Source organism: Pseudomonas sp. BP11-1-1 (assembly GCF_052112105.1).
Taxonomy (GTDB): domain Bacteria; phylum Pseudomonadota; class Gammaproteobacteria; order Pseudomonadales; family Pseudomonadaceae; genus Aquipseudomonas; species Aquipseudomonas alvandae.
This window is the reverse complement of record NZ_JAUTYU010000002.1, coordinates 643,746-668,996: the sequence shown is the minus strand read 5'-3', so window position 1 is coordinate 668,996 and position 25,251 is coordinate 643,746. Positions and strand designations below refer to the sequence as shown.

General features: G+C 60.1%; 22 protein-coding genes. 16 read left to right on the top strand and 6 right to left on the bottom strand.

All coding sequences use genetic code 11. From position 1 onward, the window contains the following. The first annotated feature begins 21 nt into the window (after positions 1-21). Entirely contained in the window at positions 22-1,011 is a 990-nt protein-coding gene (locus Q7C33_RS06635; RefSeq protein ID WP_030139219.1) for an alpha/beta hydrolase family protein, read from the top strand. Positions 1,012-1,176: 165 nt separating this feature from the next. On the opposite strand, the gene Q7C33_RS06630 is transcribed toward Q7C33_RS06635, so the two are convergent. Genes Q7C33_RS06630 through Q7C33_RS06620 form a run of 3 tightly spaced genes read right to left on the bottom strand, consistent with a single transcriptional unit; the run spans position 1,177 to position 3,639 of the window. Then, the gene (locus Q7C33_RS06630; protein ID WP_030139220.1) at positions 1,177-1,944 is read right to left on the bottom strand and encodes a TerB family tellurite resistance protein; all 768 of its coding nucleotides are present in this window, start codon (positions 1,942-1,944) and stop codon (positions 1,177-1,179) included. A gap of 1 nt (position 1,945) precedes the next feature. Then, a complete protein-coding gene (gene murU, locus Q7C33_RS06625; RefSeq protein WP_030139221.1) occupies positions 1,946-2,617 on the bottom strand; it encodes an N-acetylmuramate alpha-1-phosphate uridylyltransferase MurU in 672 nt (223 codons plus the stop codon). Further along, positions 2,614-3,639 carry an aminoglycoside phosphotransferase family protein gene (locus Q7C33_RS06620; RefSeq protein ID WP_030139222.1) on the bottom strand — a complete coding sequence of 342 codons (1,026 nt, stop codon included), beginning with the start codon at positions 3,637-3,639 and terminating at the stop codon, positions 2,614-2,616. Before Q7C33_RS06620 ends, murU begins: the two co-directional genes overlap by 4 nt. A 130-nt stretch (positions 3,640-3,769) precedes the next feature. Here Q7C33_RS06620 and Q7C33_RS06615 point away from each other — a divergent pair, with 130 nt between their 5' ends. The 11 genes from Q7C33_RS06615 to Q7C33_RS06565 all read left to right on the top strand — a co-directional run bounded on the left by Q7C33_RS06615 (position 3,770) and on the right by Q7C33_RS06565 (position 17,843). Then, entirely contained in the window at positions 3,770-6,568 is a 2,799-nt protein-coding gene (locus tag Q7C33_RS06615) for an LPS-assembly protein LptD (protein ID WP_198797831.1), read from the top strand. Beyond that, positions 6,549-7,865 carry a peptidylprolyl isomerase SurA gene (gene surA, locus Q7C33_RS06610; protein ID WP_033864455.1) on the top strand — a complete coding sequence of 439 codons (1,317 nt, stop codon included), beginning with the start codon at positions 6,549-6,551 and terminating at the stop codon, positions 7,863-7,865. The genes Q7C33_RS06615 and surA overlap by 20 nt, the downstream gene beginning before the upstream one ends. After that, positions 7,862-8,851, top strand: a complete 990-nt coding sequence (pdxA, locus tag Q7C33_RS06605) for a 4-hydroxythreonine-4-phosphate dehydrogenase PdxA (protein WP_323154464.1) — start codon at positions 7,862-7,864, stop codon at positions 8,849-8,851. Before surA ends, pdxA begins: the two co-directional genes overlap by 4 nt. After that, the gene (gene rsmA / locus Q7C33_RS06600) at positions 8,848-9,666 is read left to right on the top strand and encodes a 16S rRNA (adenine(1518)-N(6)/adenine(1519)-N(6))-dimethyltransferase RsmA (protein ID WP_323154463.1); all 819 of its coding nucleotides are present in this window, start codon (positions 8,848-8,850) and stop codon (positions 9,664-9,666) included. The genes pdxA and rsmA overlap by 4 nt, the downstream gene beginning before the upstream one ends. Before the next feature lie 107 nt (positions 9,667-9,773). Continuing rightward, positions 9,774-10,154, top strand: coding sequence for a Co2+/Mg2+ efflux protein ApaG (gene apaG, locus Q7C33_RS06595; RefSeq protein WP_030139227.1), 381 nt, complete (start codon positions 9,774-9,776; stop codon positions 10,152-10,154). Continuing rightward, positions 10,154-11,029, top strand: coding sequence for a symmetrical bis(5'-nucleosyl)-tetraphosphatase (locus Q7C33_RS06590; protein ID WP_030139228.1), 876 nt, complete (start codon positions 10,154-10,156; stop codon positions 11,027-11,029). The genes apaG and Q7C33_RS06590 overlap by 1 nt, the downstream gene beginning before the upstream one ends. 33 nt (positions 11,030-11,062) lie before the next feature. Next, positions 11,063-11,392 carry a thiosulfate sulfurtransferase GlpE gene (gene glpE, locus Q7C33_RS06585; protein ID WP_030139229.1) on the top strand — a complete coding sequence of 110 codons (330 nt, stop codon included), beginning with the start codon at positions 11,063-11,065 and terminating at the stop codon, positions 11,390-11,392. A gap of 300 nt (positions 11,393-11,692) precedes the next feature. Continuing rightward, positions 11,693-13,615 carry a PrkA family serine protein kinase gene (locus Q7C33_RS06580; RefSeq protein WP_030139230.1) on the top strand — a complete coding sequence of 641 codons (1,923 nt, stop codon included), beginning with the start codon at positions 11,693-11,695 and terminating at the stop codon, positions 13,613-13,615. 103 nt (positions 13,616-13,718) lie between these two features. After that, positions 13,719-14,990, top strand: a complete 1,272-nt coding sequence (locus Q7C33_RS06575) for a YeaH/YhbH family protein (protein ID WP_030139231.1) — start codon at positions 13,719-13,721, stop codon at positions 14,988-14,990. Next, positions 14,987-16,552, top strand: a complete 1,566-nt coding sequence (locus tag Q7C33_RS06570) for a SpoVR family protein (RefSeq protein ID WP_030139232.1) — start codon at positions 14,987-14,989, stop codon at positions 16,550-16,552. The genes Q7C33_RS06575 and Q7C33_RS06570 overlap by 4 nt, the downstream gene beginning before the upstream one ends. A 64-nt stretch (positions 16,553-16,616) precedes the next feature. Further along, positions 16,617-17,843, top strand: coding sequence for a multifunctional CCA addition/repair protein (locus tag Q7C33_RS06565; RefSeq protein WP_323154461.1), 1,227 nt, complete (start codon positions 16,617-16,619; stop codon positions 17,841-17,843). Positions 17,844-17,860: 17 nt separating this feature from the next. Here Q7C33_RS06565 and folK read toward each other — a convergent pair whose 3' ends face one another. Both folK and folB read right to left on the bottom strand, forming a co-directional pair. After that, complete coding sequence (folK, locus tag Q7C33_RS06560; protein ID WP_030139234.1) at positions 17,861-18,379, bottom strand: 2-amino-4-hydroxy-6-hydroxymethyldihydropteridine diphosphokinase; 519 nt, start codon at positions 18,377-18,379, stop codon at positions 17,861-17,863. Next, positions 18,370-18,723 (bottom strand): dihydroneopterin aldolase, encoded by a 354-nt coding sequence (gene folB, locus Q7C33_RS06555; protein WP_030139235.1) that lies wholly within the window; start codon positions 18,721-18,723, stop codon positions 18,370-18,372. Before folB ends, folK begins: the two co-directional genes overlap by 10 nt. A gap of 74 nt (positions 18,724-18,797) precedes the next feature. Here folB and plsY point away from each other — a divergent pair, with 74 nt between their 5' ends. After that, on the top strand, positions 18,798-19,367 hold the full coding sequence (gene plsY / locus Q7C33_RS06550) for a glycerol-3-phosphate 1-O-acyltransferase PlsY (protein WP_003206189.1): 570 nt from the start codon (positions 18,798-18,800) through the stop codon (positions 19,365-19,367). Positions 19,368-19,375: 8 nt separating this feature from the next. Here plsY and tsaD read toward each other — a convergent pair whose 3' ends face one another. After that, positions 19,376-20,401, bottom strand: coding sequence for a tRNA (adenosine(37)-N6)-threonylcarbamoyltransferase complex transferase subunit TsaD (gene tsaD, locus Q7C33_RS06545; RefSeq protein ID WP_264426201.1), 1,026 nt, complete (start codon positions 20,399-20,401; stop codon positions 19,376-19,378). A 199-nt stretch (positions 20,402-20,600) separates the two neighbouring features. Here tsaD and rpsU point away from each other — a divergent pair, with 199 nt between their 5' ends. The 3 genes from rpsU (at position 20,601) to rpoD (ending at position 25,169) form a co-directional block, all read left to right on the top strand. Further along, positions 20,601-20,816 carry a 30S ribosomal protein S21 gene (gene rpsU, locus Q7C33_RS06540; RefSeq protein WP_002551877.1) on the top strand — a complete coding sequence of 72 codons (216 nt, stop codon included), beginning with the start codon at positions 20,601-20,603 and terminating at the stop codon, positions 20,814-20,816. Positions 20,817-21,295: 479 nt separating this feature from the next. After that, a complete protein-coding gene (gene dnaG / locus Q7C33_RS06535; RefSeq protein ID WP_030139237.1) occupies positions 21,296-23,254 on the top strand; it encodes a DNA primase in 1,959 nt (652 codons plus the stop codon). 67 nt (positions 23,255-23,321) lie between these two features. Continuing rightward, positions 23,322-25,169 (top strand): RNA polymerase sigma factor RpoD, encoded by a 1,848-nt coding sequence (gene rpoD, locus Q7C33_RS06530; protein ID WP_030139238.1) that lies wholly within the window; start codon positions 23,322-23,324, stop codon positions 25,167-25,169. The last annotated feature ends 82 nt before the right edge of the window (positions 25,170-25,251 follow it).

Genomic DNA, 25,251 nt, shown 5'->3' with positions numbered 1-25,251 from the left:
CTTCTGGTCATGGAATATCCGATGCCCTCTGTTTATCGCCTGGCGTTGCCAGCATTGTGCCTGTCGCTGATCCTGCCGAGTGCATTTTCTGTGCACGCCGGCGAACCAGCCCCCGCCGCTGCGGAACAACCCGCCGAAGAGAAGCCGGCCGAACGTCAACCCTTGCTCGAGCGTAGCCAGGAAGAAGCGGCGGCGCTTGCACGAAAGGTCCCGTCCCAGGAACAACAACAGCTACAAACCGGCAGCGATGCTTTTCTTGCGCTGTGGAAGCCAGCCAACACCAGCGATCCCAAGGGCGCGGTCATCATAATCCCCGGCGCAGGCGAAACAGCTGACTGGCCTCAAGCAATCAGCCCATTGCGCAAAAAGTTGCCGGATGCCGAATGGGGCAGCCTGAGCATCACGCTGCCGGACCTACAAAGCGACGTCATCGCACCCCGCACCGTGGAAACACCGCCCGAAACCAAACCGGCGGACGTAGCGGCCGCAGCGCCGGACGCCACCACCGCCGCCCCCATTGAGCAAGTGGCCGGGGGCGAAGCCGATGCGGCAGATCCCGCCATCGCCGAAACCGGTGAAGAACATGCCAAGGCCGACGCCGAACGGATTTTTGCCCGCATCGATGCGGCGCTGGCCTACGCCGAACAGCAGAGCGCCCGCAGCATCGTGCTGCTGGGCCACGGCACTGGTGCCTATTGGGCGGCGCGCTACCTCAGCGAAAAGCAGCCCGCGCAGATCGAACGCTTCGTGATGGTCGCGGCCCAAACGCCCGTCACCGCCACGCCGGGCCTGGCCGAACTGACGCCCACCCTGAAGCTGGCCACCGCCGATATCTTCTACATGGACAAGCCGCTGGATCGCAACGCGGCCTTGGAACGCCTGCAAGCGAGCAAGCGATTGAAGGGATCGAATTTCAGCCAGGTCGCCCTCAAGGCGTTGCCCAACGCAACGGCGGAGCAGGAACAGTTGTTCCGGCGGGTTCGGGGTTGGTTGAATCCACAAACGGACTAACGCTTCAAGTGAACCATTATTGTGGCGAGGGATTTATCCCCGCCGTGGTGCGAAGCGGCCCCAAATTGTCGATGCGGGTGTCAGAAATTCCCTGATGAATGGTTTTGGGAGCGCTTCGCACTCCAGCGGGGATAAATCCCGTCGCCACAATTGCTCGGCGCTCGGCTAGCGGAAGTCCCGCCGTTCGCGAATCAGCCTATAGGCGTTATGCAGCTCCCGGGTCCTGTCAGTCGCTTCACGCACCTGCAAGGGCGTCGCCCCGCTACCGGCGATCTTGTCCGGGTGGTGGCGGCTGAGCAGCCGACGGTAAGCCCGCTTTATCTGTGACGGCTCACTGGTGGCGGAAACGCCCAGCAGCCGCAACGCCTCCTGGTAAGTCACGCCGCTGTTGGGTCGCGACAGTTTCTGCGGTTCGTAATCGATCGCCAGCGCCTGGACCTGCTGCGGCGTCCAGCCCAACCACTTGCCCCATTGGGCAAGCAACTCGCGCTCACTCGCACCTGCGCGGCCATCGGCCCACACCATCCGCCAGCAAGCCCGTAGCACGCCTTCAGCCGCATGGGGCTGGAGGGCGAGGCGGCGCAGATAACCGCGCAAGCGATCGTGCTCGGACTTGCCCCGGTTGAACGCCGCGATGGCGCGACGTTGCGCCGGCTCGCTCAAGTCGAGCGCGCGCATCTCTTGGCGAGCCTGCTGGATATGCCCATCGACGACGCGCCCATCGCTTTTCGCCAGGCGTCCGAGCAACACGAACAACAATTCATCATTGCGCAACGCCGGACGACCGCCCAGGCGCTCACGCACTTGCGCCCAGCTGTGCAGGTCCAGGCGCCGATCCAGCGCCTGTCCCAACAATGCGCCGAGCATGGCCCCCGGGATGCTGGCTATGGCAAAGCCCGCTCCCGCTCCGATCAGAGTCCCTGGCCACCACATATCAACGGCTCGCTTCTATCAATGTTTCAACCTGCGCCAAGCGTTCATGAGTTCCGACATCTATCCAATGCCCGTCCAGGCGTTCGCCGCTGACCTGCTCCAGGGCCATGGCCCGGCGCAGCAACGGCGCAAGCTTGAACGCGCCGTCAACGCAACCGTCGAACAGCCGCGGGTGCAGGACTGCGATCCCGCTATAGGTCAGTTTGTCGGCCGTCGGCGCGCCTTCATGAACCTTTCCGTCGGCCAGGATGAAATCCCCGCCGGGGTGATGCTCGGGATTGTCCACCAACACCAGATGGGCCATGGCGTCGAGCGGCCGATGCAAGGTGCCGAAATCGAAGTCGGTCCAGATGTCGCCATTGACCACCACGAACGCTTCGTCGTCCAACAGCGGTAGCGCGCGGAAGATGCCGCCACCGGTTTCCAGTGGCTCGCCTTCCGCCGAATAGGCAATGCGCACGCCGAACCGCGAGCCGTCCCCCAGGTAATCCTCGATCTGTTGGCCGAGCCAGGCGTGATTGATCACCACCTCGCTGAAGCCGGCGGCAACCAGCGCGCGCAGGTGATACTCGATCAAGGGAACGCCGGCGACGCGGATCAAAGGCTTGGGCGTGGTCAGCGTCAGGGGCCGCATGCGCTCGCCCTTGCCTGCCGCCAGGATCATCGCCTTCATGCGGTCGCTCCGGCCGATTGCCGCAGGCTGCAAAGCAGTTCATCAAGCGGCGCCAATTCAGGACGACGAGCGATGACCGCTTCTATATATGCGAAGAACCGCGGTACATCACCCAGGTATCTCGGCTTGCCGTCGCGATGGCAGATACGCGCGAAGATGCCGATCACCTTCAGATGGCGCTGTACGCCCATCAAGTCGCTGGCGCGCAGGAAATCCTCGAAATCCGGCTGGACCGGAATGCCGAGGGCACCGGCTTCTTGCCAGTAATTTTCCAGCCAACCACGCACACGCTCCTCGGGCCAACTGAGGAAGGCGTCCTTGAACAGACAGGTCACGTCGTAGGTCACCGGGCCATAAACCGCATCCTGGAAATCCAGCACGCCTGGATTGGGCTCGCTGAGCATCAGGTTGCGCGGCATGTAGTCGCGGTGCACCAGTACTTTCGGTTGGGCCAGGGCACTGTTGATCAATAGCTCGGACGCTTGCTGCCAAAGTTGTTGCTGGGTCGCATCGAGTTCGATGCCCAGCTCGCGCTTGACGTACCACTCCGGGAACAGCTCCAGTTCGCGACGCAGCAAAGCAACGTCATAGCTGGGCAGTGGCGCCACCATCGGCAGTTGCTGAAACGCCAACAAGGCTTGCAGGGCATCGCGGAACAAATCGTCGGCATTTTCGCCGTCGATCACGTCCAGATACGTCCGGTTGCCCAAATCGTTGAGCAAAAGAAAACCGCGTTCGAGGTCTTCAGCATAAATTTTTGGCACGTTGATGCCGGATTTCGCCAGCAAAAAAGCAATATCGACGAAGGGTTTGCAGTTTTCCTGTGGCGGCGGCGCGTCCATCACGATCAAGCTGCGGCCCGCGCCTTCCCAACGGAAATACCGCCGGAAACTCGCGTCGCTGCTGGCCGCGGTCAATGTGGCCGGGGGCACGGCGCCCCAACCTTGCTGGGTGAAAAGGATCGGTAGTTGCTCATCGAGCCAAACTTTCAGGTGTTGCAAGCGTACATCTTGGTCAGGCATTGCAAGGGTCTCCGACGGCGCTAGCCGTCAAGCGGGTCATGCTTTATTATCCAGCATCTTTTTCAGACCATCGAGAGGCGTGCGGCCCACACCGCGGGCAGATGGCACGCAGGAAGCCCGGACTAATAAGATGGCATTGAAATCCCCCGCGTTTCGTAAAAAATTTCCGTTGCTGGTCACCGGCAGTCTGCTGGCCCTGCAACCTTTGGCCTCTTCATTCGTCGTCGCGGCGCAGCAGTATGACTGCTCCGTCTCCGCTTCGGGTGCCTGGGACTGTTCACCCAAGACGCCGGCCGCTGCATTGCCGCCGCGCCCCGTGCATGAAGGCAGCGCAGTAGCCGATAGCGGCAGCGCCCCGGCCGAAAGCGGTTCTGGCGAAGAAGCCGGTGAAAAGCCGATGCTGGTCACCGAAGCCAAGGGCCGTGGCCTGAAGTCGCGCAGTGCAGACTACAGTCACCTGGACTGGGTTCCGCGCGAGAACCTCACGCCCGCTCAACTGGCTGAAACCGGTCCCTACTGCGCTGGCGCGTATATCGAACCGACGCGTCCTGGCATGAACGACAAGACGGCCAAAAGCGATGCCCCGACCTTCCTGGGCGCCAAGGCCTCGCGCTACGAGCAGGAGCAGCAGGTAGCGACCCTGGCCGGTGACGTGGTCATGCGCCAGGGCAGCATGCAGGTCGAAGCCGACGAGGCCAGCCTGTACCAGGCCGAGAACCGTGGCGAGCTGAATGGCAACGTACGGGTTCGCGACAACGGTGCGCTGATCGTCGGCGACCACGCCGATGTGCAGCTGGACACCGGCGAAGCCAAGGTCGACAACGCCGAATACGTGATGCACAAGTCGCGCATCCGCGGTAATGCGCTTTATGCCAAGCGCGCCGAGAACGCGATCATCCGCCTCAAGGACGGTACGTACACCACGTGCGAACCGAGCAGCAACGCCTGGACACTCAAGGGCAACAACATCACCTTGAACCCGGCCACCGGTTTCGGTACTGCAACCAACGTGACATTGCGGGTCAAGGACATTCCGGTCCTGTACACGCCGTACATCTATTTCCCGATCGACGACCGTCGCCAGTCCGGCTTCCTGCCGCCGACCATTGGCAGCGGCAGCGATACCGGCTTACTGCTGGTCACCCCGTACTATTTCAACCTGGCGCCAAACTACGACGCCACGTTGTACCCACGCTACATGGGCAAGCGCGGAATGTTGATGGAAGGCGAATTCCGTTACCTGACCAAATCCAGTGAAGGTCAGTTCGGCGCCGCGTACCTCAACGATGAAGACGATGAGCGTAGCGGGCAGACCGACTACGACAAGACCCGCTACATGTACAACTGGCAGCACAAGGGCGGCCTCGATTCGCGCGTGCTGACGGAAGTCGACTACACCAAGATCAGCGATCCGTACTACTTCCAGGATCTCCAGACCGACCAGATCGGCGTGGAATCGCGGGACTATGTGAACCAGCAAGGTGCCGTCAGCTATCGCGGTGACAACTACACCGCGCGGTTGAATGCCCAGGCTTACCAGATGGCGACGATTTCGAAGGTCACGCCTTATAATCGCCTGCCTCAGATCACTTTCAACGGCTCTCTGCCCGAACATCCGTATGGTCTGGATTTCGCGTACAAGACCGAGCTGGTGCGGTTTGATCGTGATTTGCGGACCGGTAACTACACCGACGAAGACGGAAATACTGAGCCGTTCCTCGACAACAACATCCGCGGCTTGGCCAGGGCTAACGGCGATCGCCTGAACCTGGCCCCTGTGATGAGCCTGCCGATGACCGCAAGCTACGGCTATATCAAGCCGTCGCTCAAATACCAGTACACCCAATATGATCTGGACCTGGACAGCAGGGGCAAATCGCAGGTCGCGGCGCAGAACGCCGAAGCCGATCGCCTGCGCGGCACCTACAGCAGTAGCCAGAGCCGTGGCGTTCCAATCGCCAGCATCGACAGCGGCCTGTATTTCGACCGCGACACCCAATGGTTCGGCACCAACTACCGCCAGACCCTGGAGCCCCGCCTGTTCTATCTCTATGTACCAGAGAAGGACCAGAGCGATATCCCGGTGTTCGATACCAGCGAATCGACCTTCAGCTATTCCTCGCTGTTCCGGGATAACCGCTTCACTGGCTCCGACCGTGTCGGCGACGAGAACAAGCTGTCCCTGGGCGTGACCAGCCGCTGGATCGAAGAAAACGGTTTCGAGCGTCAACGCGTCAGCGTTGGCCAGGCCTTGTACTTCAAGGATCGCGAAGTCCAACTGCCAGGCATCGACTTCAAGACTCGCGAAGACGCCAAGTCCGACGTTTCCCCGTACGCCTTGGAATACGAATATCGCTGGAACCGCGATTGGCGCACCACGGCGACCTACAACTGGGATCCGGATACTCACAGCCCTCGTTCGGGCAGTGCGATGTTCCACTACCAGCCGGAAGACAACCCGAACAAAGTCATCAACGCCGGTTATCGCTATCGCAACGACCAGGTCCGCTACGACGAGGCCACAGGTCAATGGCAAGTGGGCGGTGGCGACTACGGCACCCCGGGTACACCCGGTTACGTGAAGGACTACTACAAGATCAAGCAGCACGACTTCTCGGTCATCTGGCCGATCGTGCCGCAGTGGAACGCCATCAGCCGCTGGCAGTATGACTACAACCGCAACCGTACCCTGGAAGCCTTTGGTGGTTTCGAATACGACAACTGCTGCTGGAAACTGCGCCTGATCAACCGTTACTGGGTCGACTATGAAGAGTTCAGTCAAGCCGCCCCGGAAAACGAAAAAGGCGACCACGGCGTCTTCCTCCAAATTGTTCTGAAGGGACTCGGCGGCCTCACCGGCGCCAAGGTAGAGAGTTTCCTCGACAAAGGCATTCAAGGTTATCGTGAACGTGAAGACCAAGCTTTCTGATTGTCTGCGCCCGCTGATGCTGGGCGCGCTGTTCCTGGGTACCGCGGCCAACGCCGCGGTGCAATCCATCGACAAGGTCGTGGCCATCGTCGACAACGACGTGGTCATGCAAAGCCAACTGGACCAGCGTGTCCATGAAGTCCAGCAAACCATTGCCAAGCGTGGCGGTGGCTTGCCACCACCGGGCGTGCTGGACCAGCAGGTGCTTGAGCGCCTGATCGTTGAAAACCTGCAATTGCAGATTGGCGAACGTTCCGGCATCCGCATCACCGATGAAGAGCTGAACCAGGCTGTCGGCACCATTGCCCAGCGCAACAACATGACCATCGACCAGTTCCGCGCTGCCCTGGCTCGCGACGGCCTGTCTTTTGACGACGCCCGCGACCAGATCCGTCGCGAGATGGTCATCAGCCGTGTACGTCAGCGTCGTGTGGCCGAACGCATCCAGGTGTCCGAGCAGGAAGTGAAGAACTTTCTCGCTTCCGACCTGGGCAAAATGCAGCTGTCCGAAGAGTTGCACCTGGCAAACATCCTGATCCCCACTCCGGAAAGCGCCAACTCCGAAGCGATCCAGAGTGCGTATCGCCAGGCGACGGACGTTTACCAGCAACTCAAGCAAGGCGCTGACTTTGGCCAGATGGCCGTGGCGCGTTCCGCCAGCGAGAACGCGCTGGAAGGCGGCGACATGGGCTGGCGCAAAGCCGCTCAGCTGCCCCCTCCGTTCGACCGCGAGCTCAGTTCCATGGCCGTGGGTGACATCACCCAGCCAGCCCGTACACCCGGCGGTTTCATCATCCTGAAGCTGTTGGAAAAACGCGGTGGCGGCACCCAGGTTCGCGACGAAGTACATGTTCGCCACATCCTGATCAAGCCGAGTGAAATCCGCAGCGAAGCCGAAACCAAGCGTTTGGCCGAGAAGCTTTACGAACGGATCACTTCTGGCGAGGACTTCGCCGAGCTGGCGAAGAGCTTCTCGGAAGACCCGGGTTCGGCCCTGAACGGTGGCGACCTGAACTGGGTCGACCCGAATGCGCTGGTTCCCGAATTCCGCCAGGTCATGGCCGAAACACCGCAGGGCCAACTGTCCAAACCGTTCAAGAGCCCTTATGGCTGGCACGTGCTGGAAGTCCTTGGCCGCCGCGCCACCGACAGCACGACCCAGGCGCGCGAGCAGCAGGCCATGACGGTATTGCGTAACCGCAAATACGACGAAGAGTTGCAAACCTGGCTGCGCCAGATTCGCGACGAAGCCTACGTCGAAATCAAACTCCCTGGCGCAGACCAGGCAGCGCAGTGAAACCCAAGCGTTTCGCGCTGACCCCCGGCGAACCAGCCGGCATTGGTCCCGACCTCTGCCTGCTGCTCGCCTCGCAAGCCCAGCCGCACCCCCTGATTGCCATTACCAGCCGCGACCTGCTCATTGAGCGGGCCGCGCAGTTGGGGGTGGCGGTCGACCTGCTATCGGTCACGCCGGATGCCTGGCCCGATGCTCCGGCGCCTGCCGGCTGCCTGTATGTTTGGGATACCCCGTTGGGCGCCCCGGTCGTGACGGGACAGTTGGACACCGCTAACGCGGCGTTCGTCCTGGACACGCTGACCCGCGCAGGCCAGGGCTGCCTGGACGGAGCCTTCGCTGGCATGATCACCGCGCCGGTGCACAAGGGCGTGATCAACGACTCCGGCATACCGTTTTCCGGCCACACGGAGTTCCTGGCCGACCTGACCCAGACCGCGCAAGTGGTGATGATGCTCGCCACCCGAGGCCTTCGCGTGGCGCTGGTCACCACTCACCTGCCCCTGAAGGATGTCGCCGACGCCGTAACATCGCAACGCCTGGAACGGGTCACGCGGATACTGCACACCGACCTCCGGGAAAAATTCGGCATCGCCCAGCCTCGTATCCTGGTGTGCGGGCTGAACCCCCATGCCGGCGAAGGCGGACACCTGGGCCGCGAAGAAATCGACATCATTGAACCTACATTGGAACGCTTGCGCAGCGAGGGCATGGATTTGCGTGGCCCGCTGCCGGCCGACACTCTGTTTACCCCCAAATATCTGGAGCACTGCGACGCGGTGCTGGCGATGTACCACGACCAGGGCCTGCCCGTGCTGAAGTACAAAGGCTTCGGCGCGGCGGTCAACGTGACCCTGGGCCTGCCCATCATCCGTACCTCGGTGGACCACGGCACTGCCCTGGACCTGGCCGGCAGCGGCAGGATCGACACCGGCAGCCTGCAAGTCGCACTGGAAACCGCCTACCAGATGGCCGAGACCCATTTATGACCGAGCAATACCAACACCGTGCGCGCAAGCGCTTCGGCCAGAACTTCCTGCATGACGCTGGCGTGATCGATCGCATCCTGCGCTCCATCAATGCCAAGGTGGATGACCGCCTGCTCGAGATCGGGCCGGGCCAAGGTGCCCTGACCGAAGGTTTGCTCGGCAGCGGCGCACAACTGGACGTGGTGGAACTGGACAAGGACCTCGTCCCGATCCTTAACCAGCAATTCGCCGGCAAGAGCAACTTCAACCTGCACCAAGGCGACGCGCTGAAATTCGACTTCAACAGCCTGAACGCCGCGCCGGGCAGCCTTCGAGTCGTGGGCAACCTGCCATACAACATCTCCACGCCGCTGATTTTTCACCTGCTGAACAATGCCAGTCTGATCCGCGACATGCACTTCATGCTGCAGAAGGAAGTGGTCGAGCGCCTCGCCGCCGGTCCTGGCGGCGGCGATTGGGGGCGTTTGTCGATCATGGTCCAGTACCACTGCCGCGTGGATCACCTGTTCAACGTGGGGCCTGGCGCGTTCAACCCACCACCGAAAGTCGACTCCGCCATCGTCCGGCTTGTCCCCCACGCGGTCCTGCCGCATCCGGCAAAGGATCATCGCTTGCTGGAACGCGTCGTGCGCGAAGCCTTCAACCAGCGTCGCAAAACCCTGCGCAACACCTTGAAGCTGTTGCTCAGCAGCGCCGAAATCGAAGCCGCCGGCGTCGATGGCAGCCTGCGTCCCGAGCAGCTGGACCTGGCGGCTTTCGTGCGCCTGGCCGACAAGCTCAGCGAACAAGTCACGCCCACGACGGCTGCCAACTAACAGGCCACGACCGCTATCGGGCAGTACGCCGGTCTGGTTTACTACCCGATACGTGGCCTAGACTAATCTCTTGAGTCATGTCCGCGTCCCGCTTAAGGCCTTTTTGCATGTCCGATCCTCGTTATCAGGTCGACGTCAGCGTCGCCACCCGCTTTCTGGCAGAACAGTCGCAACCCGAACACAACCGTTTCGCTTTCGCCTATACCATCACGGTGCGCAACAACGGCTCTTTGCCGGCCAGGCTATTGTCGCGACACTGGGTCATCACCGATGGCGACGGACACGTCGAGGAAGTCCGCGGCGAGGGCGTGGTCGGCCAGCAACCGTTGATCGACGCAGGTAAAAGCCACAGCTATAGCAGCGGCACGGTGATGACCACCCAGGTCGGCACCATGCAGGGTACCTACCAGATGTTGGCCGAAGACGGTAAACGCTTCGACGCCATCATCAAGCCCTTTCGCCTGGCGGTGCCCGGAGCGCTGCACTGATGGCCACGTATGCGGTGGGCGACCTGCAAGGCTGCCTAGACCCGCTCAGGTGCCTGCTGGAACGGGTAGCGTTTGATCCACAAAAAGACACGCTGTGGCTGGTGGGCGACCTGGTCAACCGCGGCCCGCAATCACTCGAAACCCTTCGCTTTCTCCATGGCATCCGCGATTCGCTGGTCTGCGTGCTTGGCAACCACGACCTGCACTTGCTGGCCGCCTGGCAGAACATCGAGCGCCTGAAAAAATCCGATACCTTGAAAGAGATCCTGGACGCGCCTGATTGCGTCGAGCTGCTCGAATGGCTGCGCCAGCAAAAGCTCATGCATTACGACGAGACGCGCAACCTTGCACTGGTCCATGCCGGCATTCCGCCCCAATGGTCCCTGCGCAAGGCATTAAAGTGCGCGAGCGAAGTGGAGCAGGCGCTACGGGACGACAACCTGTTCGGCCCCTACCTGGACGGCATGTACGGCAACGAACCGGTCAAATGGGACAATGACCTGACCGGCGCGGCCCGCCTTCGGGTCATTACCAACTATTTCACCCGCATGCGTTTCTGCACACGCGACGGCAAGCTGGATCTCAAGGGCAAGGAAGGCATCGAGACCGCCCCACCCGGTTATGCGCCATGGTTCAAGCACAAGGAACGCAAGACCCGTAACCTGAAGATCATTTTTGGTCATTGGGCGGCCCTTGAAGGTCAAAGCGACGAGCCCGGGGTCTTTGCCCTCGATACCGGCTGCGTATGGGGCAGCGCGTTGACGCTGATGAACGTCGACACCGGCGAACTGCTGCGCTGCGATTGCGACGATAAAGGCCGCCCCAAACCACATCTATCGACCACCGCATCATTGCCGGCCGGCACTGCCCTTTGATCGGCTTTGCGCTTCAGGCCACAGGAGTCCTAAATGACCGAATTCAAACGCATCCCTCCCGAACAGGCCCACGCCCTGCGTGAACAGGGCGCCGTCGTCGTCGATGTGCGCGACCCCGCCACTTTCGCAGTTTTGCACATCAGTGGCTCCAAGCATCTGGATAATCATTCCCTTCATGCTTTCATCCAGGCCGCTGATCTCGATGCGCCTACCATCGTGGTCTGCTACCACGGCAACTCCAGCCAGAGTGCGGCGGCCTACTTGATCAGCCAGGGCTTCAGTGACGTCTACAGCCTGGACGGTGGTTTTGAGCTGTGGCGCTCGACTTACCCTGGAGAAACCGAGCAAGGCTCCCACGAATAATTTTTTATGCCGTGCAAGCCCACGCGAACCGCGGGCTTGGGCGATGGCAGACGAACGGTCTGCCATAACTAATTACGTATTCCACCTTTACCTCTCAGATTCCGAACTATCCTTAGCCTCAGGCCATCCAAAACAGGGGAGAGCCGGTACACCGGCGCGCGGGTCATCGGGAGTCAGCTTCCAGGAGTCGATATTCCTGGAAGCATTCTGGGGGGTAAAACGGCAACTGGGTTCCCAGCGGCTGTCCAGCATCGACTGATTGATCCGACACCGGCTCCACGTATCGAGCGAGGTGACGTCATGAGTATTTTTAGCCACTTCCAGCAACGTTTCGAGTCCACGCGGCAGGAGGAGTACTCGCTGCAGGAATACCTCGAACTCTGCAAGCAGGACCGCAGTGCCTACGCATCGGCCGCGGAGCGTCTGTTGCTGGCCATTGGAGAACCGGAACTGCTGGATACCTCGACCAACTCGAGGCTCTCGCGGATATTTTCCAACAAGGTGATCCGCCGCTACCCGGCCTTTGCCGACTTCCACGGGATGGAGGAATGCATCGAGCAGATCGTGTCCTACTTCCGCCATGCCGCCCAGGGCCTGGAGGAGAAGAAACAAATCCTCTACCTGCTCGGCCCCGTCGGCGGCGGTAAATCATCACTGGCCGAGAAGCTCAAGCAACTGATTGAGAAAGTGCCCTTTTATGCCATCAAGGGGTCGCCGGTGTTCGAGTCCCCGCTGGGGCTGTTCAACGCCACCGAAGATGGCGCCATTCTCGAGGAAGATTTCGGCATTCCGCGCCGCTACCTCAACACCATCATGTCGCCATGGGCCACCAAGCGCCTGGCCGAGTTCGGCGGTGACATCAGCCAGTTCCGGGTGGTCAAGCTCTACCCATCGATCCTCAACCAGATTGCGGTCGCCAAGACCGAGCCTGGGGATGAAAACAACCAGGACATTTCCGCCCTGGTGGGCAAGGTCGATATCCGCAAGCTGGAGGAATTCCCACAGAACGACGCCGACGCCTACAGCTATTCTGGCGCGCTGTGCCGGGCCAACCAGGGCCTGATGGAATTCGTCGAAATGTTCAAGGCGCCCATCAAGGTGCTTCACCCGTTGCTGACCGCCACCCAGGAAGGTAACTACAACAGCACCGAGGGGTTGGGGGCGATTCCGTTCAGCGGCATCCTGCTGGCGCACTCCAACGAATCGGAATGGCACACCTTCCGCAACAACAAGAACAACGAAGCCTTCATCGACCGGATCTACATCGTCAAGGTGCCTTACTGCCTGCGGGTCACCGACGAGGTGAAGATCTACGACAAGCTGCTGTTCAACAGCTCGCTGTCCAAGGCCCATTGCGCGCCCGACACACTGAAGATGCTGGCCCAGTTCACCGTGCTGTCGCGCCTCAAGGAGCCGGAAAACTCCAACATCTATTCGAAGATGCGGGTCTACGACGGCGAAAACCTCAAGGACACCGATCCAAAGGCCAAGTCGATCCAGGAATACCGCGACAACGCGGGCGTGGACGAAGGGATGAACGGCCTCTCCACTCGTTTCGCGTTCAAGATCCTGTCCAAGGTCTTCAACTTCGATCCGCATGAAATCGCCGCCAACCCGGTCCACCTGTTGTATGTGCTTGAGCAACAGATCGAGCAGGAACAATTCCAGGCGGAAACCCGCGAGCGGTACCTGCGCTTCCTCAAGGAATACCTGGCGCCCCGCTACATCGAGTTCATCGGCAAGGAAATCCAGACCGCCTACCTGGAATCCTACAGCGAATACGGTCAGAACATCTTCGATCGCTACGTGCTGTACGCAGATTTCTGGATTCAGGACCAGGAATACCGCGATCCGGAAACCGGCGAGATCCTCAATCGCGTGGCGCTCAACGAGGAACTGGAAAAGATCGAGAAACCGGCGGGCATCAGCAATCCGAAGGATTTCCGCAACGAGATCGTCAACTTCGTCCTGCGCGCCCGGGCCAACAACAACGGCAAGAACCCTACGTGGCTCAGCTACGAGAAGCTGCGGGTGGTCATCGAGAAGAAAATGTTCTCCAACACCGAAGACCTGCTGCCCGTCATCAGCTTCAACGCCAAGGCCAGCAAGGAGGACCAGCAAAAACACAACGACTTCGTTACACGCATGGTCGAACGTGGCTACACCGACAAACAGGTACGACTGCTGTCCGAGTGGTACCTGCGGGTCCGGAAATCGCAGTAGTACAGCGACAAGCTACAAGCTATAAGCTGCAAGAGAAAAGCGCGTGAGCCTGCTTTTGCTCGCAGCTTGTAGCTCACGACTTGAAGCTCCCCCGGAGGGGCCTATGAGCTATGTGATCGACCGACGCCTCAATGGCAAGAACAAGAGCACGGTGAACCGCCAGCGTTTTTTGCGGCGCTACCGTGATCACATCAAGAAAGCCGTCGAAGAGGCGGTCAGCCGCCGCTCCATTACCGACATGGAACACGGCGAACAAATCAGCATTCCCGGTCGCGACATCGACGAGCCGGTGCTTCACCATGGCCGCGGCGGCAAGCAGACCGTCGTGCACCCTGGAAACAAGGAATTCACCAGCGGCGAGCACATCCCTCGCCCACCCGGTGGGGGCGGAGGCAAAGGCCCTGGCAAGGCTGGCAATTCCGGCGAAGGCATGGACGAGTTCGTGTTCCAGATTACCCAGGAGGAATTCCTTGAATTCATGTTCGAGGACCTGGAGTTGCCGAACCTGGTCAAACGCAACCTGACGGGCACAGACACCTTCAAGACGGTGCGGGCCGGTATCAGCAACGAGGGCAACCCCTCGCGCATCAACATCATCCGCACCCTGCGCTCAGCCCACGCCCGCCGCATCGCCCTGTCAGGTAGCAGCCGGGCGAAACTGCGCGAAGCCAAGGAAGAACTGGCCCGTCTCAAGCGCGAGGAACCCGATAACTTCGGCGACATTCAGGACCTGGAAGCGGAGATCGAGAAACTCAGCGCGCGCATCCACCGCGTGCCGTTCCTGGATACTTTCGACCTCAAGTACAACCTGCTGGTGAAGCAGCCAAACCCCAGTTCCAAGGCCGTGATGTTCTGCCTCATGGACGTATCCGGCTCCATGACCCAAGCGACCAAGGACATTGCCAAGCGCTTCTTCATCCTGTTGTACCTGTTCCTGAAGCGGAACTACGACAAGATCGACGTGGTGTTCATCCGTCACCACACCAGCGCCCGGGAGGTCGACGAAGAAGAATTTTTCTATTCCCGGGAAACCGGTGGCACCATTGTTTCCAGCGCCTTGAAGTTGATGCAGGAAATCATGGCCGCACGTTATCCAGCCAACGAATGGAATATCTATGCGGCGCAGGCGTCCGACGGGGATAACTGGAACGACGATTCGCCCATTTGCCGCGACATCCTGATCAACCAGATCATGCCGTTCGTCCAGTACTACACCTATGTGGAAATAACTCCACGCGAACATCAGGCCCTGTGGTACGAATACGAACGCATCGCCGAAGCCTTTTCCGACACGTTTGCCCAACAGCAACTGGTCTCGGCCGGGGATATCTACCCGGTCTTCCGTGAACTCTTCCAGCGCAGGTTAGTGACATGACCGCCAAAAAAGAGCAGAAGCGCCAGCCCATCTCCACCGGTTCCGAATGGACATTTGAACTGATCCAGGCCTACGACCGCGAAATCAGTCGTATCGCGGACCGTTATGCCCTGGACACCTACCCGAACCAGATTGAAGTGATCACCGCCGAGCAGATGATGGACGCCTATGCGTCGGTCGGCATGCCGCTGGGCTATCACCACTGGTCCTATGGCAAGCATTTTCTCAGTACGGAAAAATCCTATAGCCGAGGCCAGATGGGATTGGCCTACGAAATCGTGATCAACTCCGACCCGTGCATTGCCTACCTGATGGAAGAAAACACCATCTGCATGCAAGCCTTGGTGGTGGCGCATGCGTGCTATGGGCACAACAGTTTCTTCAAGGGCAACTACCTGTTCCGTACGTGGACCGATGCCAGCTCGATCATCGATTACCTGGTATTTGCCAAGCAGTACATCATGCAGTGCGAAGAGCGCCACGGCATCGACGCCGTGGAGGACTTGCTGGATTCCTGCCATGCCTTGATGAACTACGGCGTGGACCGCTACAAGCGCCCCTATCCGATTTCCGCTGAAGAAGAGCGGCGCAGGCAAAAGGACAGGGAAGAACATCTGCAGAAGCAGATCAACGACCTATGGCGGACCATCCCCAAGGGCGCGGACAAATACAGCGAGAAGGACAACGCGCGCTTCCCTGCCGAGCCCCAGGAAAACATCCTCTATTTCATCGAAAAGCATGCGCCGCTGCTGGAGCCTTGGCAGCGGGAAATCGTGCGGATCGTGCGCAAGATCGCCCAGTATTTCTATCCGCAGCGCCAGACTCAGGTCATGAACGAGGGTTGGGCGACGTTCTGGCACTACACACTGATGAACGACCTGTACGACGAGGGCCTGGTCACCGACGGCTTCATGATGGAGTTCCTCACATCCCATACCAGCGTGGTGTTCCAACCCGGCTTCGACAGCCCCTATTACAGCGGCATCAACCCTTATGCGCTGGGCTTTGCGATGTACCGCGACATTCGGCGGATGTGTGAAAACCCAACCGAAGAGGATCGTCGCTGGTTTCCTGAGCTGGCCGGGTCGGATTGGTTGTCCACGATCAAATTCGCGATGAGCAGCTTCAAGGATGAGAGCTTCATCCTGCAGTACCTTTCGCCCAAAGTGATCCGCGACCTGAAGCTATTCAGCATCCTTGACGATGATCAGAAGGACGACCTGCTGGTACCCGCGATCCATGATGAAAGCGGTTATCGCATCATCCGTGAAACCCTGGCGGCGCAGTACAACCTGGGCAATCGCGAACCCAACGTACAGATCTACAGCATCGACCGCCGTGGGGATCGCTCGCTGACGCTCCGTCATCAACAGCACAATCGCAAGCCGCTGGGCGATTCAACCGATGAAGTCCTCAAGCACCTGCATCGCCTCTGGGGATTCGATATCCACCTCGAAACCCTGCAAGGCGAACAGGTGATGAAAACCCATCATGTCCCCCCGCGAAATGAACAAGCCGAAGGAGACTACGGCCGCCTGGACTTGGCCGTCATACATCTTTGATAGCGTTTTCGCCTCCGGCGGTCCGGCGTAAAGGTTTATCCTGTCGGCCCAACGGAGGTTTTTTATGCAGATCTACAAAGTTGGCGGCGCCGTTCGCGACCGCCTGCTGGGGATTCCCGTCACCGACATCGATCGGGTCGTCGTGGGCGCCACCGCCGAGGAAATGCTCGCCAAGGGCTTCCGCCCCGTAGGGGCTGATTTCCCGGTATTTCTTGACCCGAAGACAGGCGAGGAATATGCCCTCGCCCGCACGGAACGCAAGAGCGGCAGGGGCTATGGCGGCTTCGTGTTCCATGCCAGCCCCGAGGTGACGCTCGAAGAAGACCTGATCCGCAGGGACCTGACAATCAATGCGATTGCCGAGGATGATCATGGCAATCTCATCGACCCCTATCATGGCCAGCGAGATATCGAAGCACGGATGCTGCGTCACGTTTCCACAGCTTTCGCCGAAGATCCCCTCAGGGTCCTGCGTGTTGCTCGTTTTGCCGCGCGCTATGCCCCGCTGGGCTTCAAGGTTGCAGACGAGACTCTTGAGCTGATGCGCCAACTCAGCGATTCAGGCGAGCTGGAAGCATTGACGGCAGAACGCAGCTGGAAAGAAATCTCACGCGCGCTGATGGAAAACCAGCCGCAGGTATTTATTCAAGTGCTTCGTGACTGTGATGCGCTCAAGATCCTGATGCCCGAAGTCGACGCATTGTTCGGCGTACCACAACCTGAAGCCCATCATCCCGAAATCGACACAGGCGCCCATACCCTGGGCGTGCTGGAACAGTCAGCACGGTTCAAGCAGCCGCTGTCGGTCCGTTGGGCTTGCCTGTTGCATGATTTGGGAAAAGGCCTGACGCCCGAGCATGAATGGCCACGCCACATCGCCCATGAACACACCGGGCTGAAACTGATCAAAGCGGTCAACGAGCGTTTCAAGGCGCCCCGCGACTGTCAGGAATTGGCGCTACTGGTGGGCCAATACCACACCCATGGTCATCGCGCGCTGGAACTCAAGGCATCCACTTTGCTTGAGCTGCTGCAGAGTTTCGATGTGTACCGGCGCCCCCAGCGCTTCGAGGAGTTCATCGCCGCATGCGAGATGGACGCACGCGGACGCAAGGGGCTTGAAGAGCGAAGTTATCCACAGGCCGATTATCTGCGGGGCGCTGCGTCAGCGGCCCGGGCAGTAGCGGTGCAACCGTTGCTGGAGAAAGGCTTCAAGGGACCGGAACTCGGTGAGGCGATCAAGCGTGAGCGCCTCAAGACACTGAAGGCTTACAAGGAAGCGGCGAGCTGACGACGTCGGCCGCCGCTTTACAGCAGATCCAACGGCGTAAGCTGCTTCCCTCGCCACTCGAATGCCACCGGCGCTAGCACCTGGTCGATCTGTGCTTCTTCCCACAACGTTGCAAAGCTCTTGCCCACGCCCGGATGAATCCGATCCGGCGCAATCAACGACAAAGGCCATAGCACAAAGGCATTCTTGAGGATTTCCGCGCGCGGAAGGATCAACCCATCGAAGTTGCCAACCTGTTCGCCATACAACAACACGTCGATATCCAACGGCAAACCCTTGCGGTCCGGCGCGTAACGACCATTGTCGGCCTCGATGAATTTGAGCCGGCGATCCAGCTCCATCAGCGGTAGGTCAGTGAAGGCCGACACGACAAAATTGAAGAACGGACCGCTCTTGATGCCTACCGGCTGGCTCTCGAACACGGCCGAGCAGCGCATATCGACCAAAAAACCGGCCAATGCCTCAAGCCCTGCGGACAAATGGGTTTCGCGCTCGATATTGCTGCCGAGCCCGAGGAAAACCTGTGTCAGCGACATCCGCGCTCGATCTCCACGCCAACCCCACTGGCAGCCGGAACGGCGCCAGGCTTGGTTACTTTCAGGCGCAGCCAGGTAATCTCGAACTCGTCCATGAGCTCCTTGGCCAAACGCTCTGCAAAGGTCTCGACCAGCTGGAACTGCGCCAGCTCTGCGAACGCCTGGATACGCGCCGAAACGCTGGCGTAATCGAGAGCCAGGGTAAGGTCGTCGCCCGCGGCGGCCGGGCGGTTGTCCCAGGCGAAGCTCAGGTCAAGCCGCAGGCACTGTCGGATGCCTCGCTCCCAGTCGTAGGCACCGATTACCGTGTCGACTTCCAGGCCCTCGATAAACACTCTGTCCAAGCACTTTTCTCCGCAGCACGACAAGGGCGCAATGCGCCGTTAGAATCAGGGCGTCCTCGCCCGGAATGGTTAGCATGTTTTGGTTACTGGCGATCCTCGCCTACCTGCTCGGCTCACTGTCCTTCGCCATTTTGCTCAGCCGCCTGACCGGTCGACCGGATCCGCGAATGAGTGGCTCGGGCAATGCCGGCGCCACCAACATGCTGCGCCTGGCCGGACGCAAACTCGCCATCCTGACCCTGCTTGGCGACCTCTGCAAAGGCCTTGTCCCGGTATTGATCGCCAGCCTTGCAGGGCTCTCGTTGCAACAACAGGCCTGGATCGGCGTCTGCGCCGTTATCGGCCACCTGTTCCCGCTGTACTTCCGCTTTCGTGGCGGCAAGGGTGTCGCCACCGCCGCCGGCATGCTGCTGGGTCTTTATCCCCCTGCCGCCCTGCTGGCTGTCTGCGCCTGGCTGCTGACCTTCTACCTGACTCGGACCAGCTCCCTGGCCGCGCTGATCGCCACGCCGCTGACCCTGCCGTTGCTAGCCTGGCAGGAACCGGCGGCCCTGTTGCCAATGACCGCGCTGGTTGCACTGATCGTCTGGCGCCACCGGGGCAATCTACGCGACCTGTTCGCCGGGCGCGAACGGCATTTTTAAATGACGCTTCACAGCGGCGCCAACTGCTCCATGGGCCAACGCGCCTGCACACTGATCGCCAAGCTTTCCTGCTGGCCGGCCTGCAACCGCTGGCAGCCGGCAAAAGCGATCATCGCGCCGTTATCTGTGCAGAACTCCGGTCGGGCGTAGTAAACGTCGCCCTTCATATCGCCAAGCATTTTCTCCAACGACAGTCGCAAGGCTTTGTTGGCACTCACCCCGCCGGCGATGACCAAGCGCTTGAGCCCGGCCTGTTTCAAGGCGCGCTTGCACTTGATGGTCAAAGTCTCCACCACGGCCTGCTGGAATGCCAGGGAGATGTCGCAACGGGCTTGCTCACTGTCGTCCCCGGCGCTGACGCACTGCTGCCAGGTATTCAACGCGAAGGTTTTCAGGCCGCTGAAGCTGAAATCCAGGCCAGGCCGATCGCACATCGGACGAGGGAAGACGAAACGTCCTTCAACCCCTTGGGTTGCCAGCCGTGCGATTTCCGGTCCGCCCGGATAATTGAGGCCCATCATCTTCGCGGTTTTGTCGAAAGCTTCCCCGGCGGCATCATCGAGCGACTCCCCCATGAGGGCGTACTGACCGATTCCGTCCACGCGGACAAGCTGCGTATGACCACCCGACACCAACAAAGCGACGAACGGAAATTCCGGCGGTTGCGGTTCCAGCATTGGGGCCAGCAGGTGACCTTCCATGTGGTGCACGCCCAAGGCCGGAATGCCCCAGGCAAAGGCCAGCGCCTGGGCACAGGAAGCGCCGACCAGCAGCGCGCCGACCAGGCCCGGCCCTGCAGTATAGGCGATGGCATCGATCTCGGTCGGCACACAGCCGGCTTCGGCCAGGACCTGGCGGATCAAGGGCAGCATGCGCTTGACGTGGTCACGGGACGCAAGCTCGGGCACCACGCCGCCATAGGCGCGGTGCAGGTCGATTTGACTGAACAAAGCATCGGCCAGCAGGCCACGCTCGCTGTCGTAGAGAGCAACGCCGGTTTCGTCGCAGGATGTTTCTAATCCCAGTACTAGCATGGGTTTGCGCCTTGTAGAGGCTGAATTCGAAGGCGCGCATAATAGTCGCCGCGTTGTGCCCCGACCAGCGGTTTTCGATCAGAGGCTTTGCATTCCGAGCGTTGAGGGGTTAACATCCGCAACCCTTAAAAACCGACGTCTTCAAGTGCTCTTTTGCCGCGAGGATGTTGACCCCGGTAATGAATGAAGGTAGCTCTGGATGCCAGCCGTCAAAGTAAAAGAGAACGAACCCTTCGACGTAGCTCTGCGTCGTTTCAAGCGCTCCTGCGAAAAAGCCGGTGTTCTGGCTGAAGTTCGTAGCCGCGAATTCTACGAGAAGCCGACTTCCGAGCGTAAGCGCAAAGCAGCAGCCGCTGTTAAGCGTCACGCCAAGAAAGTTCAGCGCGAACAGCGCCGCGCCGTACGTCTGTACTAATACACAGACGTCCGTCGCAAGCTTCTTGCCAAGCCCGGCCCTCAAGCCGGGCTTATGGCATTTGCGGAAAACGCTTGATGCTTCACTGTCAAAGCCGCAGACGCGACCTAGACAACCCGCTTCACCGCGTCAGACCTGGCTCTTTTGCCAGCGGTGCACGTCTCTTCTGACGAGCCTTCCAAGGCTACTGACGAGCACACCCTGATTCCTCTAACGACGATCAGCCCAAGGCACCCGCTTGCGTGCCCGCTTGATGAGCTATCCGTGGCCAGACCGGCCGTTACCGGACTCAGCGCAACACATTCATACAGTCGAATACTGATAGTCATTAACGTCAGTGGATAATCGGCAGATACACTTCCCGACAGCAATGAAGCAGACGACCCGGTCGAGCCACCTGTTTTCCGTGCCTCAAAACCAGGAACCGATGACGCCTGCTGATCTCGGGCCCTTTTTCGCGCAGTGATGATGAGAACGCCATGGCCGGGCTGATTCCCCAGAGCTTTATTGACGACCTCCTGAACCGCACCGACATCGTCGATGTGGTCAGCTCTCGCCTGCAAATGAAGAAAGCGGGCAAGAACTACACGGCCTGCTGCCCGTTCCACAAAGAAAAAACCCCGTCTTTCAGCGTCAGCCCCGACAAGCAGTTCTACTACTGCTTTGGCTGCGGCGCGGGCGGCAATGCCCTCGGCTTCATCATGGACCACGACAACCTGGACTTCCCCCAGGCTGTCGAAGAACTGGCCAAAGCCGCTGGCATGGAAATCCCTCGCGAGGAAAGCGGTCGGCAGCACAAGCCGCGCCAACCGACCGACTCGCCGCTTTATCCACTGCTGACCGCCGCGGCTGATTTTTATCGCCAGGCCCTGAAAAGCCATCCGGCCCGCAAGGCGGCGGTGGATTATCTCAAGGGCCGCGGCCTGACCGGCGAGATTGCCCGTGATTTCGGCCTCGGCTTCGCCCCGCCCGGCTGGGACAATCTGTACAAGCATTTAAGCAGCGACACACTGCAGCAGCGCGCGATGATCGATGCCGGCCTGCTGGTCGAGAATGCCGAGACCGGCAAGCGCTACGACCGCTTCCGTGACCGCGTGATGTTCCCGATCCGCGATACGCGCGGGCGAATCATCGCCTTTGGCGGTCGGGTACTGGGCGATGACAAACCTAAGTATCTGAACTCCCCGGAAACGCCGGTGTTCCATAAAGGCCAGGAGCTTTATGGCCTGTACGAAGCGCGCAAGAACAACCGCAACCTCGACGAGATCATTGTCGTCGAAGGCTACATGGACGTCATCGCCCTGGCCCAGCAAGGCTTGCGCAACGCCGTTGCAACCTTGGGCACGGCCACCAGCGAAGAACACATGAAGCGCCTGTTTCGCGTGGTGCCGAGCGTGCTGTTCTGCTTCGACGGAGACCAGGCCGGGCGCAATGCCGCCTGGCGTGCGCTGGAGGCAACGTTGCCATGTTTGCAGGACGGGCGACGCGCACGCTTTCTATTCCTGCCCGAGGGCGAAGACCCGGACACCCTGGTGCGCTCCGAAGGTACCGATGCATTTCGTGCACGGATCAACCAGCACGCGCAGCCGCTGGCCGATTATTTTTTCCAGCAACTGACCGAAGAAGCCGATCCGCGCTCCCTCGAAGGCAAGGCGCACATGGCCACCCTCGCAGCGCCGCTGATCGACAAGGTGCCGGGCGCCAACCTGCGCACGCTCATGCGTCAACGCCTGAGCGAAATCACCGGCCTCAACAACGAAGCGATGAATCAACTGGCCCACAGCGCCCCTCAAGAGGCGCCGCCAGCCTATGACCCAGGCATTGATTACGACGCGATGCCGGATTTCGCCGACTATCATCAACCCCAGCAGGATTACGCCCCGCAGCAGGAATGGACGCCGAAAAAGAACGCCGGTGGCGGCAAGAAATGGGACAAGAAACCCTGGGACAAGAACGGCAAGCGCGGCGATCGCGACCAGCCACGTGCCCCGCGCGTGCCGGCCGCCGTCGAACCACCAACACTGGCCGCCTTGCGCACTTTGCTGCATCACCCGCAACTGGCCGGGAAAGTAGAGGACGCCGGGCACTTCGCCGCCGAGGACCACAGCAACACACAATTGCTGGTGGCACTCCTTGAAGCCGTGCAGAAGAACCCCAAGCTAAACTCATTCCAGTTGATCGCGCGGTGGCACGGCACCGAGCAAGGGCGCCTGTTGAAGGCGCTGGCCGAGAAGGAATGGCTGATAGAGGGAGACAACCTTGAACAACAGTTTTTCGACACCATTACTAGCTTGTCCGCCCGCCAACGCGAGCGAAACCTGGAACAACTTCTGCGCAAAGCTCGCCAGAGCGAGTTGACCAGCGAAGAGAAAAACCAATTGCGGGATTTACTCAGCCGCAATGTTTGCGCATCAAACCCGACCTCAACTGGCGCGTGAGGTCACAGCTCAGGTATAATCCTCGGCTTGTTTTTTGCCCGCCAAGACCTTCAGTGGATAGGGTGTTATGTCCGGAAAAGCGCAACAGCAGTCTCGTATCAAAGAGTTGATCCTATTGGGTCGTGAGCAGGGCTACCTGACTTACGCGGAGGTCAACGACCACCTGCCGGAGGATATTTCAGATCCGGAACAGGTGGAAGACATCATCCGCATGATCAACGACATGGGGATCAACGTATTCGAGGTTGCTCCAGATAAGGATGCCCTTATGCTGGCCGACGCCGATACCGACGAGGCGGCCGCTGAAGAAGCGGCCGCAGCGTTGGCAGCGGTCGAGACCGACATTGGTCGCACCACGGACCCCGTGCGCATGTACATGCGTGAAATGGGTACGGTAGAGCTCCTCACACGTGAAGGCGAGATCGAAATCGCCAAGCGTATTGAAGAAGGTATCCGTGAAGTGATGGGCGCGATCGCGCACTTCCCTGGCACGGTTGACCATATTCTCTCGGAGTACACCCGCGTCACCACCGAAGGTGGCCGCCTGTCCGACGTTCTGAGTGGCTACATCGACCCGGATGACGGCATTGCGCCGCCTGCCGCCGAAGTGCCGCCACCGATCGACTCGAAAGCCGCCAAGGCCGACGATGACACCGATGACGAAGACGCCGAAGCCAGCGACGACGAAGAAGAAGCCGAAAGTGGTCCGGATCCCATCATCGCTGCCCAGCGCTTCGGCGCCGTGGCCGACCAGATGGAAATCACCCGCAAGGCGCTGAAGAAGCATGGTCGCAGCAACAAGCAGGCCATCGCCGAGCTGTTGGCGCTGGCCGAGCTGTTCATGCCGATCAAGCTGGTGCCCAAGCAGTTCGAAGGCCTGGTGGAGCGTGTTCGTAGCGCCCTGGATCGCCTGCGCCAGCAAGAACGCGCCATCATGCAGCTGTGCGTTCGTGATGCGCGCATGCCGCGTGCAGACTTCCTGCGCCAGTTCCCTGGCCACGAAGTCGACGAAAGCTGGACCGATGCATTGGCCAAAGGCAAGAGCAAGTACGCCGAAGCCATTGCCCGCCTGCAACCGGACATCGTTCGTTGCCAGCAGAAGCTGAGCGCGCTGGAGGCCGAGACTGGCCTGAGCATCGCCGAGATCAAGGACATCAACCGTCGCATGTCGATCGGCGAGGCCAAGGCCCGTCGCGCGAAGAAAGAGATGGTCGAAGCGAACTTGCGTCTGGTGATCTCCATCGCCAAGAAGTACACCAACCGCGGCCTGCAATTCCTCGACCTGATCCAGGAAGGCAACATCGGCCTGATGAAGGCGGTGGACAAGTTCGAATACCGTCGCGGCTACAAGTTCTCGACTTATGCCACCTGGTGGATCCGTCAGGCGATCACTCGCTCGATCGCCGACCAGGCTCGCACCATCCGTATTCCGGTGCACATGATCGAGACCATCAACAAGCTCAACCGCATTTCCCGGCAGATGTTGCAGGAAATGGGTCGCGAACCGACGCCGGAAGAGCTGGGCGAACGCATGGAAATGCCTGAGGACAAGATCCGCAAGGTACTGAAGATCGCCAAAGAGCCGATCTCCATGGAGACCCCGATCGGTGATGACGAAGACTCCCATCTGGGTGACTTCATCGAAGACTCCACCATGCAGTCTCCGATCGATGTCGCCACTGTCGAGAGTCTCAAGGAAGCGACTCGCGAAGTACTTTCCGGCCTCACTGCCCGTGAAGCCAAGGTGCTGCGCATGCGCTTCGGCATCGACATGAATACCGACCACACCCTTGAGGAAGTCGGCAAGCAGTTCGATGTAACCCGTGAGCGGATTCGTCAGATCGAAGCCAAGGCGTTGCGCAAACTGCGCCACCCGACGCGAAGCGAGCATCTGCGCTCCTTCCTCGACGAGTGACCTTCAAAACCCCCGGCCCTGCCGGGGGTTTTGCTATCTGCAGATAAAACGCCCTTCGTTGCCCTCCCGCCCTGTTGCCCGT

What these genes read in the sequence shown, in the direction of transcription:
- Q7C33_RS06635 (WP_030139219.1), top strand. Translation starts at nt 22, where the DNA reads ATGCCCTCTGTTTATCGCCTGGCGTTGCCAGCATTGTGCCTGTCGCTG.
- Q7C33_RS06630 (WP_030139220.1), bottom strand. Translation starts at nt 1,944, where the DNA reads ATGTGGTGGCCAGGGACTCTGATCGGAGCGGGAGCGGGCTTTGCCATA.
- murU (WP_030139221.1), bottom strand. Translation starts at nt 2,617, where the DNA reads ATGAAGGCGATGATCCTGGCGGCAGGCAAGGGCGAGCGCATGCGGCCC.
- Q7C33_RS06620 (WP_030139222.1), bottom strand. Translation starts at nt 3,639, where the DNA reads ATGCCTGACCAAGATGTACGCTTGCAACACCTGAAAGTTTGGCTCGAT.
- Q7C33_RS06615 (WP_198797831.1), top strand. Translation starts at nt 3,770, where the DNA reads ATGGCATTGAAATCCCCCGCGTTTCGTAAAAAATTTCCGTTGCTGGTC.
- rsmA (WP_323154463.1), top strand. Translation starts at nt 8,848, where the DNA reads ATGACCGAGCAATACCAACACCGTGCGCGCAAGCGCTTCGGCCAGAAC.
- apaG (WP_030139227.1), top strand. Translation starts at nt 9,774, where the DNA reads ATGTCCGATCCTCGTTATCAGGTCGACGTCAGCGTCGCCACCCGCTTT.
- Q7C33_RS06590 (WP_030139228.1), top strand. Translation starts at nt 10,154, where the DNA reads ATGGCCACGTATGCGGTGGGCGACCTGCAAGGCTGCCTAGACCCGCTC.
- glpE (WP_030139229.1), top strand. Translation starts at nt 11,063, where the DNA reads ATGACCGAATTCAAACGCATCCCTCCCGAACAGGCCCACGCCCTGCGT.
- Q7C33_RS06580 (WP_030139230.1), top strand. Translation starts at nt 11,693, where the DNA reads ATGAGTATTTTTAGCCACTTCCAGCAACGTTTCGAGTCCACGCGGCAG.
- Q7C33_RS06575 (WP_030139231.1), top strand. Translation starts at nt 13,719, where the DNA reads ATGAGCTATGTGATCGACCGACGCCTCAATGGCAAGAACAAGAGCACG.
- Q7C33_RS06570 (WP_030139232.1), top strand. Translation starts at nt 14,987, where the DNA reads ATGACCGCCAAAAAAGAGCAGAAGCGCCAGCCCATCTCCACCGGTTCC.
- Q7C33_RS06565 (WP_323154461.1), top strand. Translation starts at nt 16,617, where the DNA reads ATGCAGATCTACAAAGTTGGCGGCGCCGTTCGCGACCGCCTGCTGGGG.
- folK (WP_030139234.1), bottom strand. Translation starts at nt 18,379, where the DNA reads ATGTCGCTGACACAGGTTTTCCTCGGGCTCGGCAGCAATATCGAGCGC.
- plsY (WP_003206189.1), top strand. Translation starts at nt 18,798, where the DNA reads ATGTTTTGGTTACTGGCGATCCTCGCCTACCTGCTCGGCTCACTGTCC.
- tsaD (WP_264426201.1), bottom strand. Translation starts at nt 20,401, where the DNA reads ATGCTAGTACTGGGATTAGAAACATCCTGCGACGAAACCGGCGTTGCT.
- rpsU (WP_002551877.1), top strand. Translation starts at nt 20,601, where the DNA reads ATGCCAGCCGTCAAAGTAAAAGAGAACGAACCCTTCGACGTAGCTCTG.
- dnaG (WP_030139237.1), top strand. Translation starts at nt 21,296, where the DNA reads ATGGCCGGGCTGATTCCCCAGAGCTTTATTGACGACCTCCTGAACCGC.
- rpoD (WP_030139238.1), top strand. Translation starts at nt 23,322, where the DNA reads ATGTCCGGAAAAGCGCAACAGCAGTCTCGTATCAAAGAGTTGATCCTA.